Below are 21,722 nucleotides of genomic sequence, written 5' to 3'. Positions count from 1 at the left end.
CAGCTGCCATGGAGAGCGTAGGAACCGAGACGAGCCTGGCTGGGCTGCTCCCCGGCCGCTGCTGGCGGCTGACGGCCGACATCGATGGGCATGCCCGCTCCAGCGGCCCTGGACTGGCCACCCAGGCCCGTCGCGGCCGCGCGCTGCAGCTGCTCGCCCAGCGGGAGGGGAGCCGGGTGCGGGCTCGCCTGCTGGAGGATGGCTACCCCTGCTGGCTGGAGATCAGTGACCTGCTGGAGCGGGCCGTCCCAACCCTGCCCCGCCGGCCCCACCCCCTGGGGTCAAGCCGCATCAGTGCCCGCTTGCCGGCGGTGCTGGCCTTTGCCGAGAAAGCCCGCCAACAGCCCAACCATTACCTCTGGGGGGGCACACTCGGCCCCGACTACGATTGTTCCGGCTTCGTGCAGAGCGCGTTTGCCAGCGAAGGGATCTGGATCCCCCGCGACGCCTACCAGCAGGAGCGGTTCTGTCAGCCGGTGGCGGTCCGCCCTGGGGTCTTCGCGCTGCTGCGGCCGGGGGATCTGATCTTCTTCGGCCGTCCCCAGCGCTGCACCCATGTGGGGCTGTATCTGGGCACGGGGCGCTACCTGCACAGCTCGGGCCGGGAGCATGGCCGCGATGGTCTTGGTGTCGACCAGCTCAGCCCGGAAGCCGACCACCCCGTGTCGCGGCATTACCGCAGAGAACTGCGCGGGGCCGGGCGGGTGGTGCGCAGCCATGACGGCACCACCCTGCCCTGACCAGGGGCTCCCGTAGGTTGCATGCCGATGCAGCACCGGCCGTCATGAATGCGTCGCGCGGACCCGAGCTCTCGGTGGTGATCCCCCTCTACAACGAGGAGGACAGCCTCGGTCCGCTGGTGGAGCAGGTGCTCGCCAGTCTGAGGCCCCTCGGTCGCCGCTTCGAGCTGGTGCTGGTCGACGACGGCTCCAGTGATGGGACCGCGGCGCGGCTGGAGGCGCTTGCCGCAGGGACCCCTGAGCTGGTGGCGGTGCTGCTGCGCCGCAACTACGGCCAGACCGCCGCCATGGCCGCCGGCTTTGATGCCAGCCACGGCGCGGTGATTGTCACCCTCGACGGCGACCTGCAGAACGATCCCGCCGACATCCCCCTGTTGCTGGAACGCCTGGAGGAGGGCTACGACCTGGTGAGCGGCTGGCGTCACCAGCGGCAGGATGCAGCCATCCAGCGCCTGCTGCCCTCCAAGATCGCGAACCGGCTGATCGCCCGCGTCACCGGGGTGCGGCTTCACGATTACGGCTGCTCCCTCAAGGCCTACCGACGCGAAGTGGTGGCGGACATGAACCTCTACGGAGAACTGCATCGCTTCCTGCCGGCGCTGGCCTTCATCGAGGGGGCGCGCATCACCGAGGTGAAGGTGAACCACCACGCCCGCCGCTTCGGCCAGAGCAAGTACGGAATCGATCGCACGTTCCGGGTGCTGATGGATCTGCTCACGGTCTGGTTCATGAAGCGCTTCCTGACCCGTCCGATGCATGTGTTCGGCTTCGGTGGGCTGGCCTGCCTGGCGATTGGCCTTGTGCTGGGGGTTGTGCTGCTCGGTGAGAAGATCTTCCTCAATGCCGACGTGGGCGCCCGGCCTCTGCTGATGGTGGCGGTGTTGGCGATCGTGGCCGGCATCCAGCTGTTCTGCTTCGGGCTGCTGGCGGAATTGCAGATGCGCACATACCACGAGAGTCAGGGCCGGCCGATCTACCGGGTGCGGGCCACATTGCGCGGCAGCCTGGCGGGTTGAGGCCCCGGGGCCGCAGCGGCTGGCCGACCCCGGAAGGCCGCGATCCCCTCGGCGGCCAGGGCAGCCACCCGAGGGTCGGGATCGAAGCGGGCCCGCCGAAGCAGCGGCAAGCTGGCCCGATCGCCCCAGGCCAGGCAGGTGCTCATGGCGGCCAGGCGCTTCCCGTCGCTGCTGGAAGCAGCGGCACGAAGTGCTGAGAGAAGCTGCTGCCGCCCACGGGGATCCAGGAGTCGTCCTGAGCCGGGAGCCGCCAGCTCGAGCAGCCCTGGTGCCAACGCGGGCAGGGGAGCCTGCCGCCGCTCCTCCACGTCAAAGGGAGCGACAGGGGGCTCCACCTGCTCCACCTGGGTGGCCTGGGCTCGGTTGAGAGCGGCGACAGCCCTGCCGTCACTGAAGGGCAGCAGGGGGTGCCTGCGACGCCGAAGCAGCCAGAACGCCAGCAGGAGAGCGGCGGCTGCGGGGAGGACCTGCTGCATCGGATTGAACTTTTATGTCGCAACGACAGGCCGACAAGGCCTGCCCCGCAGTGATCTTTACAGTACCGGCGGTTGCTGTATTGGCCCGCGCCATGACTGGAGAATTCGCCGCCGCCTGGCTGCCGTCCATCCTTGTTCCCTTCGTTGGAATCCTTGGCCCTGCCATGGCCATGGCCCTGTTGTTCAACGTGATCGAAGCCCGCGACTGATATCAACGATCCTGTGCGGCTCGATTCACCCCTGCGACCCTGCTGCGTTCGTTCCTTCTTCTTCTCTTCTCCATGACCGTGCAACCCGTCGCCGACCCCACCGTCGGCAATCTGGCCACCCCCGTCAACAGCAGCTACTTCACCAAGGCCTTCCTCAACGCTCTGCCGGCCTATCGGCCCTCACTGTCTCCCAACCGCCGGGGCCTTGAGGTCGGAATGGCCCATGGCTTCCTGCTGTACGGCCCGTTTGCCATGACGGGGCCCCTCCGCAACACCGATTACGCCAGCACCTCGGGCCTTCTCGCTGCCATCGGACTGGTCACGATCCTCACGGTCTGTCTCTCGATCTACGGCACCGCCGGCACAGGCCCCAGCGTGCAGCCGCCCGACGTCACGATCGACAACCCTCCCGCTGATCTGTTCACCAAAGCGGGCTGGGCCGAATTCGCCAGCGGTTTCTGGCTGGGTGGCTGTGGTGGCGCAGCCTTCGCCTGGTTCCTGGCCGGGTCGCCTCTGATCTCCCCGCTGGTCGACCTCTCCGGCATCGGCTGAGCCAACCGCCGCAGGGCCTGAATCAACCGCTCACGTGGTGAGTCGGTTGTGTTGTGCCAAGCCCCGCTCCGGCGGGGTTTTTTCATGGCACGAGGTCAGCCCCCGGGACTGAGGAGCCCCAGATCGATGGTCAGGACAGGCAGACTCCCCGGGCGTGCTGCGAGCAGCCCTTTCGATGTCGGTCTCCGATCCTTTCCTGCGCCGGCCGGTGCTCACCCTGGTGGTGAGCCTGCTGATCGTGATGGCGGGCCTGCTCAGCCTTCCCGGCCTGCAGGTGGAGAACCTGCCCCCGATCGCTCCTGTGCGGGTGAACGTGCGCGCCAGTTATCCAGGGGGTGGGGCTCTGGCTGTGGAGCAGGGGGTCACCACCCCACTGGAGCGGCAGCTGAATGGGCTGGAACGGCTGGAGAGCATCCGCTCCACCAGTTCCGCCAACGGCAGTTCGATCACCCTCACGTTCGAGGGGGGCAATCCTGAGCTCAACCAGATCAATGCCCAGAACGAAGCCGTTCTGGTGAATCGCCGGCTGCCGCCCGAGGTGGCCCGTCTGGGTGTTCAGGTGCGTCGCAGCTCCGACGACCTGCTGATGGTGGTGAGCTTCAGCACCCCGAGGGGAATGTACAGCGATGCCTTCCTCAGCGGCTGGCTCGACCAGCGCCTGAGGGATGAGCTTCAGCGTGTGCCCGGGGTGGGCAATGTGGCGGTCGCGGGCGGCAGTGAACTGGCCTTCCGGGTCTGGCTCGATCCCGTGGCTCTGGAGCAGCGCAACCTCACCATCACCGACATCGAAGACGCCCTGGAGGAGCAGAACGTTCTTGCCGCCCTGGGCCAGGTGGGCGATGCACCCAGCCCACCCGGTCAGGAGATCACCCTGCCCCTGGAGATGGAAGGGCGACTGCGCAGCGCCAGTGAACTGGAGGGTCTGGTGATCAGCCGAGCCGGCAATGGCGGCGTGGTGCAGCTGAAAGACGTGGGGCGGGTCGTCCTCGATGAGGAAAGCTTCGAGAGCACGGCCATGAACCTGGCTGGGCAGCCCACCCTGGCAGTGCTGATCTTCCAGCGCGACGGCAGCAACGCCCTTGAGGTGAGCAAGGCGGTCAACGCAGCGCTGACCCGGCTGGAGCCCGAGTTCCCGCTGGGGGTGGAGCTGCAGCGCATCGTTGATGTGGCCGACAGCGTGCGGGAAAGCATCCAGCTCACCTGGAGGAGCCTGCGGGATGCGGTGCTGCTGGTGCTGCTGGTGCTGCTGATGGCCCTGGGCAACAGCCGCCTGGCGGCCATCACCGCCGTCGCGGTTCCCGTGGCTCTGGTGGGGAGCTTCACGGTGCTGCGCCTGACGGACAGCTCGATCAACACCCTCAGCCTGTTCGGCATGGTGCTGGCCACGGGCCTGGTGGTGGATGACGCGATCGTGGTCAGCGAAGACATCGGCCGCCGCCTTGAAGCGGGTGAACCACCCGGGCGAGCGGCCCACAACGCCATGCAGGAGCTGGGGAGTGCCGTGATCGCCACCTCGCTGGTGCTGGTGGTGGTGTTCCTGCCGGTGCTGGCGATGCCCGGCAGTGTGGGCCGCCTCTACCAACCGATCGCGATCACGATCAGCGCCACGATCCTCTTTTCCACCATCAACGCCCTCACCTTCACGCCTGTGGCCTCCAGCTGGCTGCTGCAGCACGGCTGGAAGGAACCGCGATGGATGCGCCGGCTGCTGGATCGGCCGCAGCGCTGGATCCACCGACTCGGCGAGCAGTACGGCCGGTCCCTGGATCGCAGCTTTCGCTGGAGGCGGCGCATCCTGCTGGGGCTGCTGGGTGGTCTGATCCTGGCGGCCTGGGGACTGGGGCAACTGCCCACGGCCTTCGTTCCGCAGGAAGACGACAGTCAGATCCGCGGGGTGGTGGTGCTGCCCGGAGGAGCTTCAATTCAGCGCACCGAAGCCGTGATGGAGCAGGTGCGGGAGCAGGTGGCCAGTGAACCTCTGGTTCGGGTGGGCAACTTCTACTCCGGTCGTTCCTTCGGAGACAGCGCCCCGAACCGGGGCATCTTCTTTCTGCGCCTGAAACCGCTCGAGCAGCGCGGATCGCGAGCGGATGACAGCAACACCGCGGTGGCGGAGCGGCTCTCCAAACAACTGCGCAGCCGGATCAGCGAAGCCACCGTGCTGGTGAGCGTGCCACCGGTGGTGCGGGGCTTCAGCAGTGAGGGGGGGCTGGAGCTGGAGTTGCTGGATCTCAGTGGCGGCAGGCTCAGCCTGAGCGATTTCGAGCAAGCCACCCGTGACTTCATCGCCGCAGCCACGGCCACGGGCGACTTCGAGCGGGTGAGCACACGGTTCAGTGCCGATTCGCCTCAGTTGCGGCTCGAGCCCAACCGTCTGCGCATGGCCTCCCTGGGGGTGGACCTCGACGAGGTGGTCGACACCCTTGGTGCCAGTTTCGGCAGCAGCTATGTGAACGACACCTTCGAAGGGGAGCGGGTGAGACGAGTGGTGGTGCAACTGGATGGAGCCCATCGGCGCACAGCTGAGGACGTGCTGGCCCTCCAGGTGCGCAGCCGGGAGGGAAACCTGATTCCACTGCGGGAACTGATGACCCTGCGCCAGGACAGTGGCCCGACGGTGATCAACCACAGCCGCCTGGTGCGTGCGATCACCGTTCGGGCCCTGCCCAGAGCAGGGCTGAGCACCGGGCAGGCGATCCAACGACTGGAGGAGGTGAAGCAGGAGCTGGCCAATCCGGTGATCGCCCTGGAGTGGGTGGGGCTGGCCAAGGAGGAACGCCAGGCCGGGGGTCGCACCTGGCAGCTGTTCGCCCTGGGGATGGCGGTGGTGTTCCTGGTGCTCGCCGGCCTCTACGAAAGCTTTCTCGATCCGTTGATCATCCTGATCACGGTGCCGCTGGCTCTGCTGGGTGCTCTGCTGGGCCTGGCCTCGCGAGGCCTCTTTCTCGATATCTACGCCCAGGTGGGGATGCTCGTGCTGGTGAGCCTGGCCGCCAAGAACGGCATCCTGATCGTTGAATTCGCCAACCAGCGGCTGAAGGAGGGACTGGGTCTGCGGGAAGCCGTGGAGGAAGCCGCCATCAGCCGCCTGCGACCGATCCTGCTCACGGCGCTCTCCTCCCTGGCGGGATTTCTGCCGCTGCTGCTGGCCACAGGGGCGGGGGCCGCCAGCCGGATCAGCATCGGCACCGTGGTGTTCTTCGGGCTGCTGGTGTCGACGGGGCTGACGCTGTTCGTGGTGCCTGTGGTGTATCTGGAGATCAAACTTCTGGAGGGTCGCCGCTGGTGGCCCCAGCCGAAGAAGCCATGAAAAAACCCCCGGAGAATCTCCGGGGGTTGGTGTTGGAGGTACGTCCCTCGGGGTGACTGAGCTGATCCTGGGATCAGCCGAACTTGCCTGAAGTGGAAGCGATCAGGAAAGCACCGTAGGTGAGGATGTAGCCCACGGTGAAGTGAGCCAGACCGACCACACGGGCCTGCACGATCGACAGAGCCACGGGCTTGTCGCGCCAGCCAACCAGGTTGGCCAGGGGGGTGCGCTGGTGCGCCCAGACGATGGTTTCAATCAGCTCCTGCCAGTAACCACGCCAGGAGATGAGGAACATGAAACCGGTGGCCCACACCAGATGACCGAAGAGGAACATCCAGGCCCAGACGGCCAGGTTGTTCGAGCCGAACGGGTTGTAGCCGTTGATCAGCTGGGAGCTGTTCAGCCAGAGGTAGTCGCGGAACCAACCCATCAGGTAGGTGCTGGATTCGTTGAACTGGGCCACGTTGCCCTGCCAGATGGCAAGGTGCTTCCAGTGCCAGTAGAAGGTGACCCAACCCACGGTGTTCAGGGCCCAGAACACCGACAGGTAGAAGGCGTCCCAGGCTGAGATGTCGCAGGTGCCGCCACGGCCGGGGCCGTCGCAGGGGAAGGAGTAGCCGAAGTCCTTCTTGTCGGGCATCAGCTTGGAACCCCGGGCATCCAGGGCACCCTTCACCAGGATCAGCGTGGTGGTGTGCAGTCCAAGGGCGATGGCGTGGTGGACAAGGAAGTCACCAGGGCCGATCTGCAGGAACACATCGGTGTTGCCGTTGATGGCATCCAACCAGAAGTGTTCACCGGGGATGTTGGCCGAAGCCAGGCTGGCGGCACTGGCCGGATTGGAGAGCAGCACGTCGAAGCCATAGATGGCCTTGCCACTCGCAGCCTGAACAAACTGCGCGAAGACCGGCTCCACCAGAATCTGCTTCTCGGGGGTACCGAAGGCCACGACCACATCGTTGTGGACGTAGAGACCAAGGGTGTGGAACCCGAGGAACAGGGAAACCCAGCTCAGGTGGCTGATGATCGCTTCTTTGTGCTCGAGCATCCGGGCCAGAACGTTGTTCTTGTTGGCTTCGGGGTCGTAGTCACGGATGAAGAAGATCGCACCGTGGGCGAAGGCACCGCACATCAGGAAGATGGCGATGTACTGGTGGTGGGTGTAGAGGGCAGCTTGTGTTGTGTAGTCCTTGGCGATGAACGCATAGGACGGCAGCGCATACATGTGCTGCGCCACGAGGCTGGTGATCACCCCCAGGCTGGCCAGAGCCAGACCCAGTTGGAAGTGCAGGGAATTGTTGACTGTGTCATAGAGACCCTTGTGACCTGCACCGAGCGCACCACCGAAAGGGGTGCCCTTGGGAGGATTGTGGGCCTCCAGAATCTCCCGGATCGAGTGGCCGATCCCGAAGTTGGTGCGGTACATGTGGCCGGCGATCACGAAGATCACGCCAATCGCCAGATGGTGGTGGGCGATGTCGGTCAGCCAGAGCGCCTCGGTCTGGGGGTGAAAACCACCCAGGAATGTGAGGATCGCTGTACCGGAGCCCTCGGAGGTGCCGAACACCTGGTTGAGGGTGTCTGGATTCTCGGCGTAAACGCCCCAGTTGCCGGTGAAGAACGGAGCCAGACCGGCGGGGTGCGGCAGCACGTTCAGGAAGTTGTCCCAACCGACGTGCTGGCCACGGGCTTCAGGGATGGCCACGTGAACCAGGTGACCGGTCCAGGCGATGGAGCTGAAGCCGAAGAGGACGGCGAGGTGGTGGTTGAGGCGGGACTCAGCGTTCTTGAACCAGGCCAGGGAAGGCCGGAACTTGGGCTGAAGGTGGAGCCAGCCGGCGAAGAGTGCCCAAGCCGACAGGATCATCATGAAGATGGAACCCTGATACAGCTCGGCATTGGTCTTCATGCCGATGGTGTACCACCAGTGGTAAAGACCGGAATACGCAATGTTGACCGGGGAGGTGGCTCCCGCCTGGGTGAAGGCGGTGATGGCCCCCTGGCCGAAGTGCGGATCCCAGATCGCATGAGCGATGGGACGGACGTGCAGTGGATCGGCGACCCACTGTTCGAAGTTGCCCTGCCAGGCGATATGGAACAGGTTGCCCGAAACCCAGAGGCCGATGATCGCCAGGTGACCGAAATGGGTGGAGAAGAGCTTTTGGTAAAGCTTCTCCTCCGTCATCCCGTCATGGCTCTCGAAGTCGTGAGCCGTGGCGATGCCGTACCAGATACGGCGGGTTGTCGGGTCCTGTGCCAGACCCTGGCTGAACGAAGGAAATTTCGTTGCCATGTGGAAAGGTCAGGTGTGAGGTCAGCCGACCGCGACAAGTCGGGCCAGGAAGAACGCCCAGGTGGTAGCGATACCCCCCAGGAGATAGTGGGCTACGCCAACGGCGCGTCCCTGAACGATGCTCAGCGCACGGGGCTGGATGGCAGGAGCCACCCTCAGCTTGTTGTGAGCCCAGACGATGGACTCAATCAGCTCCTGCCAGTAGCCACGGCCGCTGAACAGGAACATCAGGCTGAACGCCCAGACGAAGTGGGCACCGAGGAACATCAGGCCGTAAGCACTGGATGATGAGCCGTAGCTGTTGATCACCTGTGCAGCCTGAGCCCAGAGGAAATCACGCAGCCAGCCATTGATGGTGATGGCGCTCTGCGCAAAGTTTCCATTGGTGATGTGCTGGACGCTGCCGTCCGCATTCACGGTTCCCCAGACATCGCTCTGCATCTTCCAGCTGAAGTGGAAGATCACAATGGACAGGGAGTTGTACATCCAGAAGAGGCCGAGGAACACGTGGTCCCAAGCCGACACCTGGCAGGTACCGCCACGACCGGGGCCGTCGCAGGGGAAGCGGAAGCCCAGGTTCGCCTTGTCGGGGATGAGCCTGGAGCTGCGGCTGTAGAGCACGCCCTTCAGCAGGATCAGCACGGTGACGTGGATCGTGAAGGCGTGGATGTGGTGGACCATGAAGTCGGCCGTTCCCAGGGGGATCGGACCGGCAGCCACCTTGCCGCCGACGGCGACGACGGCACCGTTGAACACTTCGCTCACCCCGGCCAGCGCATTGGGTGCGGTGGAACCGGCGGCAGAGGCGTGGAGACCCTGGATCCACTGAGCGAACACAGGCCTCAGCTGAATGGTGGTGTCGCTGAACATGTCCTGGGGACGGCCCAGGGCACGCATGGTGTCGTTGTGGATGTAAAGGCCGAAGCTGTGGAAGCCAAGGAAAATGCACACCCAGTTGAGGTGGCTGATCAGGGCATCACGGGCTTTGAGCACACGATCCAGCACGTTGTCGACGTGCTGGGCCGGGTCGTAATCGCGGATGAGTGCGATGGCGGCGTGGGCACCGGCACCAACAATGATGAAACCGCCGATCCACATATGGTGCGTGAAGATCGAAAGCTGCGTTGGGTAGTCGATACCGATGTAGGGATAGGGCGGCATCGCATACATGTGATGCGCCACGATGATGCTCAGTGAACCGAGCAGGGCCAGGTTCACGGCCAACTGGGCATGCCAGGAGGTGGTCATGAACTCAAACAGGCCATCGTGACCCTTCGGAGCCGGGAACAGCAGGGGATCACCCTTCTGGCCTTCCAGGATCTCCTTGAGGCTGTGACCGATGCCCCAGTTGGTGCGGTACTGGTGACCGGCCACGATGAACAGCACCGCGATCGCCAGATGGTGATGGGCGATGTCGGTCATCCAGAGGCTGCCGGTGACAGGATTGAGCCCACCCTTGAAGGTGAGGAAATCGCTGTAGGCGGCCCAGTTGCCGGTGAAGAAGGCGGAGAGGCCCGCGCCGAATCCCGGATACAGCTGGGTCAGCAGATCCAGGTTGAGGAATTCGTGGGGCAGGGGGATGTCCGCCACCGAAGCGATGGTCTTGCCGTCGAGCACCAGCGGATTGCCGGCGTCGATGGCATCCATCAACTGCGTGGTGGGCAGGGACACGTGCAGCAGGTGCCCGGTCCAGGACAGGGAGCCCAGGCCCAGCAGGCCAGCCAGGTGGTGGTTGAGCATGGACTCAACGTTCTGGAACCACTCGAGCTTGGGAGCTGCCTTGTGATAGTGGAAGACGCCGGCATTCAGCATCAGGCCAGCCATCACCAAGGCGCCGATGGCCGTGCAGAGGAGCTGGAACTCGCTGGTGAATCCCCAGGCTCTCCACACGTGGAAGAGACCTGACGTGATCTGGATGCCGTGGAAACCGGCCCCCACATCACCATTGAGAATTTCCTGACCGAAGATCGGCCAGACCACCTGAGCACTCGGTTTGACGTGCAGGGGGTCGGCCAGCCAGCCGGTGTAGTTGGAGAAGCGGGCACCGTGGTAGAAGGCGCCGCTCAGCCAGATGAAAATGACGGCCAGATGGCCGAAGTGAGCGCTGAAGATCTTCCGGGAGACTTCTTCGAGATCGCTCGTGTGGCTGTCGAAGTCGTGAGCGTTGGCGTGGAGGTTCCAAACCCAGGTGGTGGTTTTGGGACCTTTGGCGAGGGTGCGATCGAAGTGGCCGGGCTTGCCGAACAGTTCGAAGGTGGCCGGGTTGTTCACCTGGTCCACCTGGGCCTTCGCCGTTTTCCCACGCTCTGGTGGGCTGATGGTCATCGAGACGTTCCTCGAGGGACGGAGTCGAGGTGGAGGTCCACCCCTCCGGACCGGGCCGAAAGGCCTGGCCGGTGGGCCTCACGGTTCGCGACCAAGGCCGCTGGAACCATGGGCACCAGTGCGGAGAGGATCCGGAAAAGACCGAAACCCACTGCCGCAACTGGAGCTGGGGCCCCTATGAGGGGACCGCTGGCGGAAGTATAAGGGCGAGTTTCAAGCCTCTTGGGGGGTAAGTAACAAAGGTTCAATCCGGCGCCACCCCAGTCAGGAACAGGGCTCTGCCCTGGGCTCCCTATCACTCAATGGCAGCGTGATGACGCGCTTTCTTTATCTAATTCCCAGAAGATCTGGGGATAAATTCAGCATCATTTTTTACGGATCCGTGGCCCGCTGGGCAAACTGACTCCATGGCCCCGGCACCAAGGCCGTGGCCTGACGTCCATCAGGAGCAATGCGGATGCTGGCGGCGGGGCTTCGAAGCCTGGGAGCGGTGTTGCTCTGCCTGGCGGTGCTGCTGAGCGGGGGCTGGAGCCTCCGGCCCAGGCCAGAGTCGCCACCATCCGCCGGCAGCAGCCCCTCCGGCAGGCTGCGGGAGGTCCCGCCGCCCAAGGCCAGCCAGGCCTTGCGCCTTCGGCTGGCGGAGCATCAGCCCCGGCTGAGGGTTCTGGCTCCGGCCGACGACGCCGTGCTTCCGGCAGGCCCCTGGTCACTGCAGCTCGAGCTGGAGGACTGGCCACTGACCGATGCAGGCTCACTGGGGCTTGGCGCTCACCTGGTGGTGCAACTGGATGACCAGGAACCGATCCGCCTGGGGACCGACCCCGCCCAGGGAGCCGAGGAAACAGCTCCCATCGAGCGAGCGAGGGCGACAACGCTCAGCACGATGATGCCCCCGCTCGCTCCAGGCAGCCATCGCCTCACGGTGTACGCCGCCCAACCCTGGGGAGAGGCCGTGAAGGATCCCGGGGCGTCGAGCCAGATCCGCCTGCATGGCCTGGCCGCCAACCCTCTCAGCCAGCCGCGCAGGGGGACGCCCCAGCTGGTGAGCAGCACGCCCACCGATCTGATCCACCGCGAACCGGTGCTGATCGACTGGCTGCTGATCGACGCGCCCCTGCAGAGCTTCGATGGGGCGGGGCCCCGTTGGCGGCTGCGGGTGACCCTCAATGGCGACAGCTTCCTGGTCGATCGGCAGTCGCCGCTCTGGCTTTCCGGCCTGCGCCCGGGCAGCAACCCCCTGCAGCTGGAGCTGCTCGACGGGCTGGGCGAGCCCCTCAACCCGCCCTTCAACAGCCGGGTGCAGGACCTGGTGATGCTCCCCGGTGCCCCACGCCCCTGGCAGACGGCTGCGCTCGCCGCTGAGGATCTGGAGCGTCTGCTCGGTGAGCGATCGATTGAGGCTGAGAGCGAGGTTGAGCCGGAACCGGAACCAGAACAGGAACCGGAGTCGGAGTCGGAGTCAAGGCTGTATCCCGAACCTGAGGCGCCAGCCCGGGCATCGCCTGAATCCGAGGCTCTCGAGGCTTCGCTTCAGCCCGAGCCGGAGCCTGGTGCAGCGGACGCGCCAGAGCCAGAGGAGGCTGTGGCACCTGGGCCAGTGAGCGCACCTCAGGCTTCCTCCGTGGAAGCGCCGGAAGGAGGGGAGCCTGAGGAGGCTTCAGAGCAACCGATGACAGAGCCTCCAGCGGCAGCTTCAGTGCAGCCCGGCAGTCCTGGGGATGAAGGGGATGGGAGCTCCGCCGCCCAGGGTCTTGGACGGCTGCGTGCCAGGTTCGGGGGATGAGTGATTCCCTCTGTTGGGGACTGGCCCTGAGCAGGGCCGGTGCCCCCGTGCTCGAGCGGCTCGATCAGGCCGGCCTGCTGGGGGGGCGGCTCGAACCTGAAGGCTCGGCATCCGAGCTGCTCAGCCGCCACTGGGCCCAGGCGACTGCCTTCGTGGTGGTGGGGGCCTGTGGCGCCGTGACCCGGCTGGTGGCGCCTCTGCTGGTGGGCAAGCACCAGGACCCTGCCGTGGTGGTGGTGGATCCCCAGGGACGCTTCGCCGTCCCGCTGCTGGGGGGGCATGCGGCGGGAGCCGAGCAGCTCAGCCAGCGGGTGGCCGCCCTGCTCGGGGGGGAAGCGGTGCTCACGGGCGCCAGCAGTGGCAGCGGCAGCCTGGCCCTCGACGGCTTCGGGGTGGCCTGGGGCTGGCGGAAGGGTCTGGGTGACTGGGACACCCTGATGAAAGCCGCGGCCAGGGGCGCGCCGATCGCCATGCACCAGGAGAGCGGCTGCCCTGACTGGCAGGAGCTTGAGGCCGCCTCAGCGCTGCTGCCGCCGGCGGCGGAACGGCTGCCCGAGGGGGGTGCACCGCTGTCGCTGGTGATCAGCCCGCGCCAGGGGCCCGGCTGCCGCTGGCATCCTCCCAGCCTCTGGCTGGGCCTGGGCTGTGAGCGCCACACCAGCCTCAACCTGCTGGAGCGGTTGGTGGAGAGGGCCCTGGATGAGGCGCAACTGGCCCCGCAAGCCGTGGCCGGGCTGGCGAGCATCGACCGCAAGGGCGATGAACCGGCGCTGCTGGAGCTGGCCGGGCGCCATCGGTGGCCGCTGCGGCTGTTCAGCTCCGAGGCCCTGGCGCCGGTGGCCGTGCCCACCCCGTCGGAGGCGGTGCTCAGGGAAATGGGGACCGCCAGCGTGGCCGAGGCGGCCGCCCTGCTGGCGGCAGCCCCCCAGTCGGCCCTGTTGCTGCCGAAGCGCATCGAACGGGCCCGCCAGGGGGAGCGGGGGGCCGCCACCCTGGCGGTGGCACAGGCTCGAAGGCAATGGGCCCCGCAGCGGGGAAAAATCCATCTGGTGGGCAGCGGCCCGGGCCAGCTCGATCTGCTCACCCCCGAGGCTCGCCTCGCCCTGGCCGAGAGCACGGTCTGGGTGGGTTACACCCTCTACCTCGATCTGCTGGAGCCCCTTAGGCGGCCCGACCAACTGCGCCGTGACGGCCAGCTCACCCAGGAGCGGGACCGCTGCCGGCTGGCCCTGGAGCTGGCGGATGCCGGACTGAACGTGGCCCTGGTGTCGTCGGGCGACAGCGGCATCTACGGCATGGCGGGGCTGGCCCTGGAGCTCTGGCTGGAGCGGGCGCCGGAGAACAGGCCGGCCTTCGCGGTGCATCCCGGCCTCTCTGCCCTGCAGGTGGCCGCTGCCAGGGCCGGAGCGCCGCTGATGCACGATTTCTGCACGATCAGCCTGAGCGACCGCCTCACCCCCTGGCCGACGATTGAGAAACGGTTGAAGGCCGCCGCCAGCGGTGATTTCGTGGTGGCGCTCTACAACCCCCGCTCCCAGGGCCGTGACTGGCAGCTGGGCCGGGCCCGGGACCTGCTGCTGGAGGGGCGCAGCGCCGAAACGCCCGTGGTGCTGGCACGGCAGCTGGGCCGGGCGGAGGAAAGCGTGCAGCTGCACACCCTCGGAGGGCTGCCGCTCGAGCAGGTGGACATGCTCAGCCTGGTGCTGGTGGGCAACAGCAGCACCCGCAGCCGGGATGGGGTGATGGTGACTCCCCGGGGCTACCCGGGGGCCGAATTGAGCTGAGGGTCACGGAGCAGCGCGGACCCCAGGGGCTCAGCAATCGGGATGACAGGATTCGAACCTGCGGCCCCTTCGTCCCGAACGAAGTGCGCTACCAAGCTGCGCCACATCCCGCTTCAGGCAGTTTACGGGATCGCCACAGAGCGGGTTTCTAGACTCCAGGCCACAGGATCCCGGCAGTGATGGCCCCCGACGCTCTGCTCAAGCCCGATTGGTTGCGCGTCAAGGCCCCCCAGCGGGAGCGGATCGGTGCGGTTGCTGACCTCCTGGTGGACCTGAAGCTGAACACGGTCTGCCAGGAGGCCAGCTGTCCGAACATCGGAGAGTGCTTTGCCGGTGGCACGGCCACCTTTCTGATCATGGGGCCCGGCTGCACAAGGGCCTGCCCCTACTGCGACATCGACTTCGACAAGAGCGTGCGCGCCCTCGACCCCAGCGAGCCTGAGCGGCTGGGGGAGGCGGTGGGCCGCATGGGGCTCTCCCATGTGGTGATCACCTCGGTGAACCGTGACGACCTGGCGGACGGTGGCGCCAGCCAGTTCGTGGCCTGCATGGCCGCCGTGCGCCGCCGCTCACCCGGCACCAGCATCGAGCTGCTGATCCCGGATTTCTGCGGCAACTGGCAGGCCCTGGCCGCTGTGATGGAGGGATCTCCGGAGGTGTTGAACCACAACATCGAAACCGTGCCGCGGCTCTACCGGCAGGTGCGGCCCCAGGGCCGTTATCGCCGCTCACTGGAGTTGCTGCAGCGGGTGCGCCAGGACTGGCCGCGCACCTACACCAAATCCGGGTTGATGGTGGGGCTGGGGGAGGCCGACAGCGAGGTGCTGGATGTGCTGCGAGACCTGCGGGCCCACCAGGTCGACATCGTGACCATCGGCCAGTACCTCTCGCCCGGACCGAAGCACCTGCCGGTGCAGCGCTTCGTGACCCCGGGGCAATTCGACGGCTTCAGAGCCACCGGTGAGGGGGAGCTGGGATTTCTGCAGGTGGTGAGCAGCCCCCTCACCCGCAGCAGCTACCACGCCGGTGAGGTGCAGCGGTTGATGCGGCAGCATCCCCGCTGAGGCCTTCCTCACCTGAGCCCAGGCGGCGGCGGCGAAGCCTCCAGATCAAGCCGGCCACCGGCCGGCAGCGGCAGGCGCAGCCGATGGGCATGCAGCCGGTAGCCGCCATCACCCGGAAGGGCGCCAGGCTTTGGAGTCCCACCAGGTCCATAGAGGGGATCCCCCAGCAGGGGGACCCCTGCGCTGGCCAGGTGGATGCGGATCTGATGGGGACGTCCCGTGCGAATCGTCACTTCCACCAGGTGTCCCTCCGGCCGGCGCTCCAGCAGGCGCAGCTCACTCCAGGCGGGCAGGGCCTCAGGGTCGTCGGGATCGGTGGCAACGGCCCAGATCAGGCCGATCCGGGGATGGGGACGCCGCCCGATCGGGGTGGTGATCGCCAGGGTCTCCCCCGGAGTCAGGGGGAGAGCAGCCGGCACCGTCAGGGCCCGATACACCTTGCGGCAGGAGGCGGGAGCCTGCGCGGACTGGGTTTCGGACTGGCCCTGGAGCTGGGCCGTGCTCTCGCGCAGCCTGGCACTCAGCCAGGCGCGGCTCCCGGTCCGGCGAGCACAGACCAGCAGCCCCGAGGTGTGGCGCCCGAGTCGGTGCACCGGCCGCGGCAACTCCCCGGGGGGCTTGCCGGCTCGTGGGCCCTCCGCCGCGAACCTTCGCTCCAGCAGGCCCAGCAGGGTGTGCTCCAGAAAGCCCCCGGCAGGGAGAACGGGCAGGCCGCTGGGTTTGTCGATCACATAGAGATCCCCGTCGTCGTGGATCACCCGCCAACAGGCCGGCACCGCTTCCTCCCGCCAGGGGGGACGCTGCCACTGGAGACGGTCTCCTGCCCTGAGCAACCGATCGCCGTCAAGCCGGCGGCCGTTGCACAGAATCTCGCCCGCCCCCAGGCGCTGTCTCCAGAGGGGGGCATCGGAATGGCGGTGGCGCTCCGCCAGGAACGCGCTGATCAGGATCGGTGCCTGGGCGGGGGGAACCCGGTCGCTGTAGGTCCAGCCCCGGTTGAGCCGGGCCGGCACCCAGCCAGGCGGCAGGGACTCAGTCAACCAGACCGTTCTCGAGGGCGTAGCGGACCAGTTCGGTGCGGCTGGTGGTGCCGGTCTTGGTGAACAGGCGGCTCACATATTTCTCGACATTGCGGATGGAGGTTTCGAGGCGGCGGGCGATTTCCTTGTTCATCAGACCCTCAGCCACCAGCTGGAGCACGCTCGCTTCGCGGGGGGTGAAGGAATGGCTGGCCGGTGTGACACTCTTGCGGGCACCCGTCTGCTGAAGAAGGGAGCGGATCTCGGTGATCTGCAGCGCCATCTGGCCGATGTCGGCATCGGCGTAGCGGGCCGCCTCAGCCAGCAGCCGCTCCTGGCGCCGCACGACGTTGCGAACCCGCGCCACCAGCTCATCGGGGTCGAAGGGCTTGGGGATGTAGTCGTCGACTCCGGCCTGGAAGCCCTCGATCCGATCGGCCGTCATCCCCTTGGCGGTGAGGAAGATCACCGGGGTGCCCCCCAGTCGCTCGTCGGCCCTCAGGCGCTTGAGCAGACCGTAGCCATCCAGGCGCGGCATCATCACATCGCTGATCACCAGGTCGGGGATCAGCTCCTGGGCGGCGGTCCAGCCCTCTTCCCCGTCGTTGGCGGTGCTGACGTCAAAGCCCTCGTCCTCGAGGTAAGCCTGCACGGCGGTGCGCAGCCCCGGTTCATCGTCGACCAGCAGCAACCGGGCCGGTGCGGGCGGGGCCACCGCCTCTTCGCCGGGGCTCTCCCCGTCCGGCCTGGAGAGGGACTCGTTCTGGCTCATGACCCGGCTGGCAACAGGAGGGAATCTATCCAGGCCGGTCTGGCGGCCCCGCAGGGGGACCCCTCCCGTGAAGAAGAGATCGTCAGAGGTTGCTCGCCGGCACCACCTGCTCCCGCTCCATTCGGGTGCCGCTGTAGCCCAACTCACGGGCCAGGCTGCGCAGGCTGTTGGGGTCCTTGCCGGCCTGCTCGGGGAAGCAGGTGGCCCACCAGACCAGATGGTCGATGCGGTTGGCGGTCGTGACCACTCCACCGGGATTGAGTTCCCGCAGGATCAGGCTGCGGCCGTCGTTGGTGACCCTCAGCGGAGCCGTGGGAGAGCACTGGACCGTCTCGGAGCGCACCTTGACGTCGTTGGGCAGCTCCTCCCAGACCTTGATCCGCCAGACCTGCGGCTGGACAGGATCGGCGGTGATGCCGAAGACTCCCAGGGCCTGCTTGCCGTCGGCGATGTCCCGCTCCAGGAGGAGGGCCAGCCCTGCCGGGCGATTCTGATCGGGGCGCAGGAAAACGCTCTGGGCAAGGGCTGCGGGCCTCCAGGCAAGGGAGATCAGGGCTCCCGCCAGGGCCAGCGGGGACCAGCGCCGACATCGTGGGGGGGAAGCCATGGGCAGGATCGACGGGCCGGGACTTGCCAGCATGGAACGGTTTCGTGGGGATGGGAAGCCGGGATGACCACCATCCCCTACCTGGATCACCAGGCCACCACGCCCTGTGATCCCTCCGTGGTGGCTGCCATGGCGCCCTTCTGGAGCGAGCTGTTCGCCAACCCCTCCAGCCGCCTGCACCGCCCGGGACTGGAAGCGGCCGCTGCGGTGGAACTGTCCCGCTCCCGCCTGGCCGCCGAACTGGGTGTGGCCCCAGAGCAGGTGGTCTTCACCAGCGGGGCCACGGAGGCCAACAACCTGGCCATCAAGGGAGTGGCTGAATCCCGCCAGAGCCGGGGCCGGCATCTGCTCACCCTGGCCACGGAGCACCGGGCGGTGCTCGAACCCCTGCGCTATCTCGCTGGTCATGGCTTCGAACTCACCGTTCTGCCGGTGCAACCCGATGGCCTGGTCGACCTGAATCGATTCAGCGAGGCCCTCCGCGATGACACCGTGCTGGTGAGCGTGATGGCGGCCAACAATGAGATCGGCGTGCTTCAGCCCCTTGCCGGGATCGGGGCCCTCTGCCGGGACCGTGGGATCGCCTTCCACTGCGATGGCGCCCAGATTTTCGGAAACCGCCTGCTCCGCCCCGGCGAGCTGGGCATCGACCTGTTCAGCCTCAGCGGGCACAAGATCTATGGCCCCAAGGGCATCGGGGCCCTGGTGGTGGCCCCGGGGACCAACCCGGCACCTCAGCAGCATGGCGGTGGCCAGGAGGGGGGCCTGCGGGGCGGCACCCTCGCAGTCCCGCTGATCGCAGGGCTGGCGCGGGCGGCGGAGCTCGCCGGCCACGACCTGCAGGAGCGGCAGCAGCGCCTGAGCAGGCTGCGGGATCGGCTGCTGGCTGGTCTGGTGAGCCTGGGGGGGGTGACGGTGAACGGCAGCCTGGAGCATCGTCTGGCCCACAACCTCAACGTGGCGCTGGAGGGGGTGGATGGCAACCAGCTGCACAGGTCGCTGAGGAGGCATCTGGCAGTGAGCGGAGGCTCGGCCTGCAGCAGCGGCAGCCCCTCCCACGTGCTGGCGGCCCTGGGGCTGAGCCCAGGGGAAGCGGCAGCCTCGATCCGCTTCGGGCTCGGACGCTCCACCACGCTCGAGGAGATCAACCAGGCCGTGGAGGTGGTGGCGGCGGTACTTCAAGAACTTCGGGGCTGACCAAAATCATGGCCGCCCGTGCCATCTTTGCTCTGTCTTAACCAGGTGTTGGTCAATCCTTGAGCGATGACACCTCCGACAGACAACCAGTCGCGCTCAGTGCCATGACGAACCGTGCGTCTGCCCTGGCCAAGGGGGGCCCGATCCCCCAGCCACCGGGAACAGAATCCCTGCGGCAGCGGCGGGAGCGCTTCCTTGCCCTCACGATCGATCGACTGCTGGGAGCCCTGGGCGTGGCCCTGATGCTCTCGGCGGCCGGCCGGATCGCCGGCATCGGAGGCAGTCGACCCACGGTGGTGCAAGCCGTGGTGGCAGGGCTGGGACTGCTGCTGCTCACGGCCGGCTGGCGCCGATGCGGCCGCCTGCTGGTGGGATGGACGGCCACCCCCGGGGGGCAACGGCGCCTCGGACGCCTGCTGGGCTGGTTCCCCTTCGGAGCCATGGCCCTGTTCGCCACTTACCGGCTGGGGGTGACCGACGTGGATGGCTACAAGGTGCTTGTCTCGGAAGGGAGCGTGGTGGAGTGGCTCACCTTCCTGTTCTTTCTCGCCGCCGGGGCGCTCTTCCTGCTCACCGGGCGGGTGGAATGGGGGCCCTCCAGGGGCATGGGGCGCCGGGGCATCGGTGGCCTTTTCCTCGCCCTGGGCGTGGTCAGCCTGCTGATCGGCTTCGAGGAGATGAGCTGGGGGCAGATCATCTTCAACTGGGAGACCCCTGAGCTGTTCGTCACCACCAATGCCCAGAAGGAAACGAACCTGCACAACCTGGTGTTGATTCACAACCGGATCTGGACCATCACTGCGGCGGTTTGTGTGGGGATGACCCTGCTGGTGGGAGTCCGCTGGGCCCTGGAGGCCAAGGGGCGCCTGATCCCCCGCTCCCTGGCTGATGCGGTGCTGCCGCACGTCACGCTGCTGGGCTACTTCCTGTTTGCAGCCCTTCTCTACGTTCCGGTGGTGCTGCTCAAGCACGGTGTGTTCATACCGGTGCTGGTGACCCGCGACCAGGAGGTTGCCGAATGCCTCTTCTCTCTGGGTGTGCTGCTGCACGCCGGACGCTGTTACCTCCTCTGGGCCAACCCCGATCCAAGCCCCCTCAACCCGGCAGCAGCACCCGGCTGAGCAGCACGAACCCCGCCACCCCGGCAAGCGCCAGCAGAAACTGCGCCACACGGCTCACGAGGATTCCGGTGACCACGGCCAGTCCCACCAGCAGGGACCGACGCAGCCGAAGCAGGCCAAGGGGCCCGAGCGAGCTGGGGGCCGTGAGCAGCTCCCCCAGGGAGGCCCCAAGCAACGGTCCGACCAGAGCTCCGAGCAGCGGTCCACCGACCGGCAGCGCCGGCAACAGCCCCAGCAGGCCGAACAGCAAGCCAAGCCCCGCCCCCACATAGGCCCATCGTGTGGCCTGCAGCCTGGCCGCCCCGAGGGTCACGCCAAGCACATCCGCTCCCCAGCCCAGCAGCAGGATCAGGGCGGCCAGCAGGAACTCCGGCCAGGCGGCGGCCCAGCCCTCGGCCCAGACCCAGAGCGCAGCCCCCAGAGGCAGAAATGCGAGCCCAGGCAGCACAGGCAGGAGCGTGCCTGGGATCGCCATCAACTGGATGATGAAGGCAAGCCACCAGAGCAGGTCAGCGCGATCCATCAGCGGTCCCCGGGGGATGGGTCCGCCGAACGACGCCGGGCCAGCCTGAACTTCGCGGAACGGCTGCGGGGATTCCGCTCCGACTCCTGCTCATCGGCCACAACGGGCTTGCGGGTCAGACGCTCGAGACGGTCATCGCTCAGAAACGCCGCCTTGACCCGCCTGTCCTCGAGGGAATGGAAGCTGATCACGCCGAACAATCCGCCTGGTTGCAGCCAGGCCGGGGCGTTCTGCAGCAGATGCTCAAGCACCACCAGTTCGTCATTCACGGCGATGCGCAGGGCCTGAAAGGTGCGGGTGGCGGCATGGATGCGGCCATGGCGGACCTTGGGTGGGTAGCAGCCTGCCACCAGGTACGCCAGTTCAGCGGTGCCACGGCTTGAGCCATGCCACGGACGGGCTTCGACGATACGGCGCGCAATCCGGCGCGAGAGTCTTTCCTCCCCATAGGCGTAGATCAGATCGGCCAGCTCCTTCTCCTCCAGCCGGTCGATCAGTTCGGCGGCCGTCTCACCGCAGGTGGTGTCCATGCGCATGTCGAGGGGGCCATCCGAGCGAAAACTGAAACCACGCTCAGGCCGGTCCAGCTGGGGGCTGCTCACTCCCAGATCGGCCAGCACCCCCACCAGGGGCCCACTGGGGGTGTAACCGGCGAAGTTGCCGGGCACCAGGCTGACCCGCTCGGCAAAGGGCTCCAGGCGCCGGGCCGCAGCGGCGAGGGCCGCAGGATCCTGGTCGAGACCGATCAGGCGCAGGCCGGGATGGGCGCCAAGCAACAGGGCACTGTGCCCGCCGCCTCCCACGGTGGCATCGAGCAGCGTTCCCTCGCTCGGCAGGGCTGCGAAGGCAGCCACCACGGCGGCGGCGAGAACCGGCTGGTGGTCGAACGTCTGCTGCATGGGTTCCTTCCTAAGATCCGCGCGTTCGCCTT

Annotated in this window: 18 protein-coding genes and 1 tRNA gene; 10 read left to right on the top strand and 9 right to left on the bottom strand. The window is 66.9% G+C overall.

The features are described 5' to 3' along the window. The first annotated feature begins 8 nt into the window (after positions 1–8). Both FPZ61_RS01085 and FPZ61_RS01080 read left to right on the top strand, forming a co-directional pair. Entirely contained in the window at positions 9–740 is a 732-nt protein-coding gene (locus tag FPZ61_RS01085; protein ID WP_185464205.1) for a C40 family peptidase, read from the top strand. Between the two features lie 44 nt (positions 741–784). Further along, complete coding sequence (locus FPZ61_RS01080; RefSeq protein WP_185464206.1) at positions 785–1,756, top strand: glycosyltransferase family 2 protein; 972 nt, start codon at positions 785–787, stop codon at positions 1,754–1,756. On the opposite strand, the gene FPZ61_RS01075 is transcribed toward FPZ61_RS01080, so the two are convergent. After that, positions 1,714–2,232 (bottom strand): hypothetical protein, encoded by a 519-nt coding sequence (locus tag FPZ61_RS01075; RefSeq protein WP_185464207.1) that lies wholly within the window; start codon positions 2,230–2,232, stop codon positions 1,714–1,716. The two genes, FPZ61_RS01080 and FPZ61_RS01075, sit on opposite strands and share 43 nt — an antisense overlap. Before the next feature lie 92 nt (positions 2,233–2,324). Here FPZ61_RS01075 and FPZ61_RS01070 point away from each other — a divergent pair, with 92 nt between their 5' ends. The 3 genes from FPZ61_RS01070 (at position 2,325) to FPZ61_RS01060 (ending at position 6,303) form a co-directional block, all read left to right on the top strand. Next, a complete protein-coding gene (locus FPZ61_RS01070; RefSeq protein WP_185464398.1) occupies positions 2,325–2,441 on the top strand; it encodes a photosystem I reaction center subunit VIII in 117 nt (38 codons plus the stop codon). Positions 2,442–2,513: 72 nt separating this feature from the next. Then, positions 2,514–2,993, top strand: a complete 480-nt coding sequence (locus FPZ61_RS01065) for a photosystem I reaction center subunit XI (RefSeq protein WP_185464208.1) — start codon at positions 2,514–2,516, stop codon at positions 2,991–2,993. A gap of 175 nt (positions 2,994–3,168) precedes the next feature. Next, entirely contained in the window at positions 3,169–6,303 is a 3,135-nt protein-coding gene (locus FPZ61_RS01060; RefSeq protein WP_185464209.1) for an efflux RND transporter permease subunit, read from the top strand. Positions 6,304–6,376: 73 nt separating this feature from the next. Here the strand turns inward: FPZ61_RS01060 and psaB are convergent, their stop codons facing one another. Together psaB and psaA are read right to left on the bottom strand one after the other, a co-directional pair. Continuing rightward, entirely contained in the window at positions 6,377–8,596 is a 2,220-nt protein-coding gene (gene psaB, locus FPZ61_RS01055; protein ID WP_185464210.1) for a photosystem I core protein PsaB, read from the bottom strand. 21 nt (positions 8,597–8,617) lie between these two features. Beyond that, on the bottom strand, positions 8,618–10,921 hold the full coding sequence (gene psaA, locus FPZ61_RS01050) for a photosystem I core protein PsaA (protein WP_185464211.1): 2,304 nt from the start codon (positions 10,919–10,921) through the stop codon (positions 8,618–8,620). Between the two features lie 457 nt (positions 10,922–11,378). Here psaA and FPZ61_RS01045 point away from each other — a divergent pair, with 457 nt between their 5' ends. Beyond that, on the top strand, positions 11,379–12,704 hold the full coding sequence (locus FPZ61_RS01045) for a hypothetical protein (RefSeq protein WP_185464212.1): 1,326 nt from the start codon (positions 11,379–11,381) through the stop codon (positions 12,702–12,704). Continuing rightward, a complete protein-coding gene (gene cobJ / locus FPZ61_RS01040; RefSeq protein ID WP_185464213.1) occupies positions 12,701–14,488 on the top strand; it encodes a precorrin-3B C(17)-methyltransferase in 1,788 nt (595 codons plus the stop codon). Before FPZ61_RS01045 ends, cobJ begins: the two co-directional genes overlap by 4 nt. Positions 14,489–14,525: 37 nt before the next feature. Here cobJ and FPZ61_RS01035 read toward each other — a convergent pair. Continuing rightward, positions 14,526–14,599 (bottom strand) — tRNA-Pro (locus tag FPZ61_RS01035). Positions 14,600–14,682: 83 nt separating this feature from the next. Here FPZ61_RS01035 and lipA point away from each other — a divergent pair. After that, positions 14,683–15,552, top strand: coding sequence for a lipoyl synthase (gene lipA, locus FPZ61_RS01030; RefSeq protein ID WP_185464399.1), 870 nt, complete (start codon positions 14,683–14,685; stop codon positions 15,550–15,552). Between the two features lie 8 nt (positions 15,553–15,560). On the opposite strand, the gene FPZ61_RS01025 is transcribed toward lipA, so the two are convergent. From FPZ61_RS01025 to FPZ61_RS01015, 3 genes are all read right to left on the bottom strand, one after another. Continuing rightward, positions 15,561–16,592 carry an RluA family pseudouridine synthase gene (locus FPZ61_RS01025; protein WP_255441243.1) on the bottom strand — a complete coding sequence of 344 codons (1,032 nt, stop codon included), beginning with the start codon at positions 16,590–16,592 and terminating at the stop codon, positions 15,561–15,563. Then, on the bottom strand, positions 16,585–17,343 hold the full coding sequence (locus FPZ61_RS01020) for a response regulator transcription factor (RefSeq protein ID WP_255441242.1): 759 nt from the start codon (positions 17,341–17,343) through the stop codon (positions 16,585–16,587). Before FPZ61_RS01020 ends, FPZ61_RS01025 begins: the two co-directional genes overlap by 8 nt. A gap of 82 nt (positions 17,344–17,425) precedes the next feature. Next, positions 17,426–17,950 carry a hypothetical protein gene (locus FPZ61_RS01015; RefSeq protein ID WP_255441241.1) on the bottom strand — a complete coding sequence of 175 codons (525 nt, stop codon included), beginning with the start codon at positions 17,948–17,950 and terminating at the stop codon, positions 17,426–17,428. A gap of 63 nt (positions 17,951–18,013) precedes the next feature. On the opposite strand from FPZ61_RS01015, the gene FPZ61_RS01010 reads away from it, so the two are divergent. Further along, entirely contained in the window at positions 18,014–19,147 is a 1,134-nt protein-coding gene (locus FPZ61_RS01010) for a cysteine desulfurase family protein (RefSeq protein WP_185464215.1), read from the top strand. A 59-nt stretch (positions 19,148–19,206) separates the two neighbouring features. After that, on the top strand, positions 19,207–20,268 hold the full coding sequence (locus tag FPZ61_RS01005; RefSeq protein ID WP_185474723.1) for a hypothetical protein: 1,062 nt from the start codon (positions 19,207–19,209) through the stop codon (positions 20,266–20,268). On the opposite strand, the gene FPZ61_RS01000 is transcribed toward FPZ61_RS01005, so the two are convergent. Together FPZ61_RS01000 and rsmH are read right to left on the bottom strand one after the other, a co-directional pair. Next, on the bottom strand, positions 20,243–20,791 hold the full coding sequence (locus tag FPZ61_RS01000) for a DUF456 family protein (RefSeq protein WP_185464217.1): 549 nt from the start codon (positions 20,789–20,791) through the stop codon (positions 20,243–20,245). The genes FPZ61_RS01005 and FPZ61_RS01000 overlap by 26 nt on opposite strands. Next, complete coding sequence (gene rsmH, locus FPZ61_RS00995) at positions 20,791–21,690, bottom strand: 16S rRNA (cytosine(1402)-N(4))-methyltransferase RsmH (RefSeq protein ID WP_185464218.1); 900 nt, start codon at positions 21,688–21,690, stop codon at positions 20,791–20,793. The genes FPZ61_RS01000 and rsmH overlap by 1 nt, the downstream gene beginning before the upstream one ends. Positions 21,691–21,722: the final 32 nt, after the last annotated feature.

Source organism: Synechococcus sp. BSA11S (assembly GCF_014224355.1).
Taxonomy (GTDB): Bacteria; Cyanobacteriota; Cyanobacteriia; order PCC-6307; family Cyanobiaceae; genus Regnicoccus_A.
Note: the sequence above shows the minus strand (reverse complement) of the source record. Positions and strands in the feature narration are given on the sequence as shown.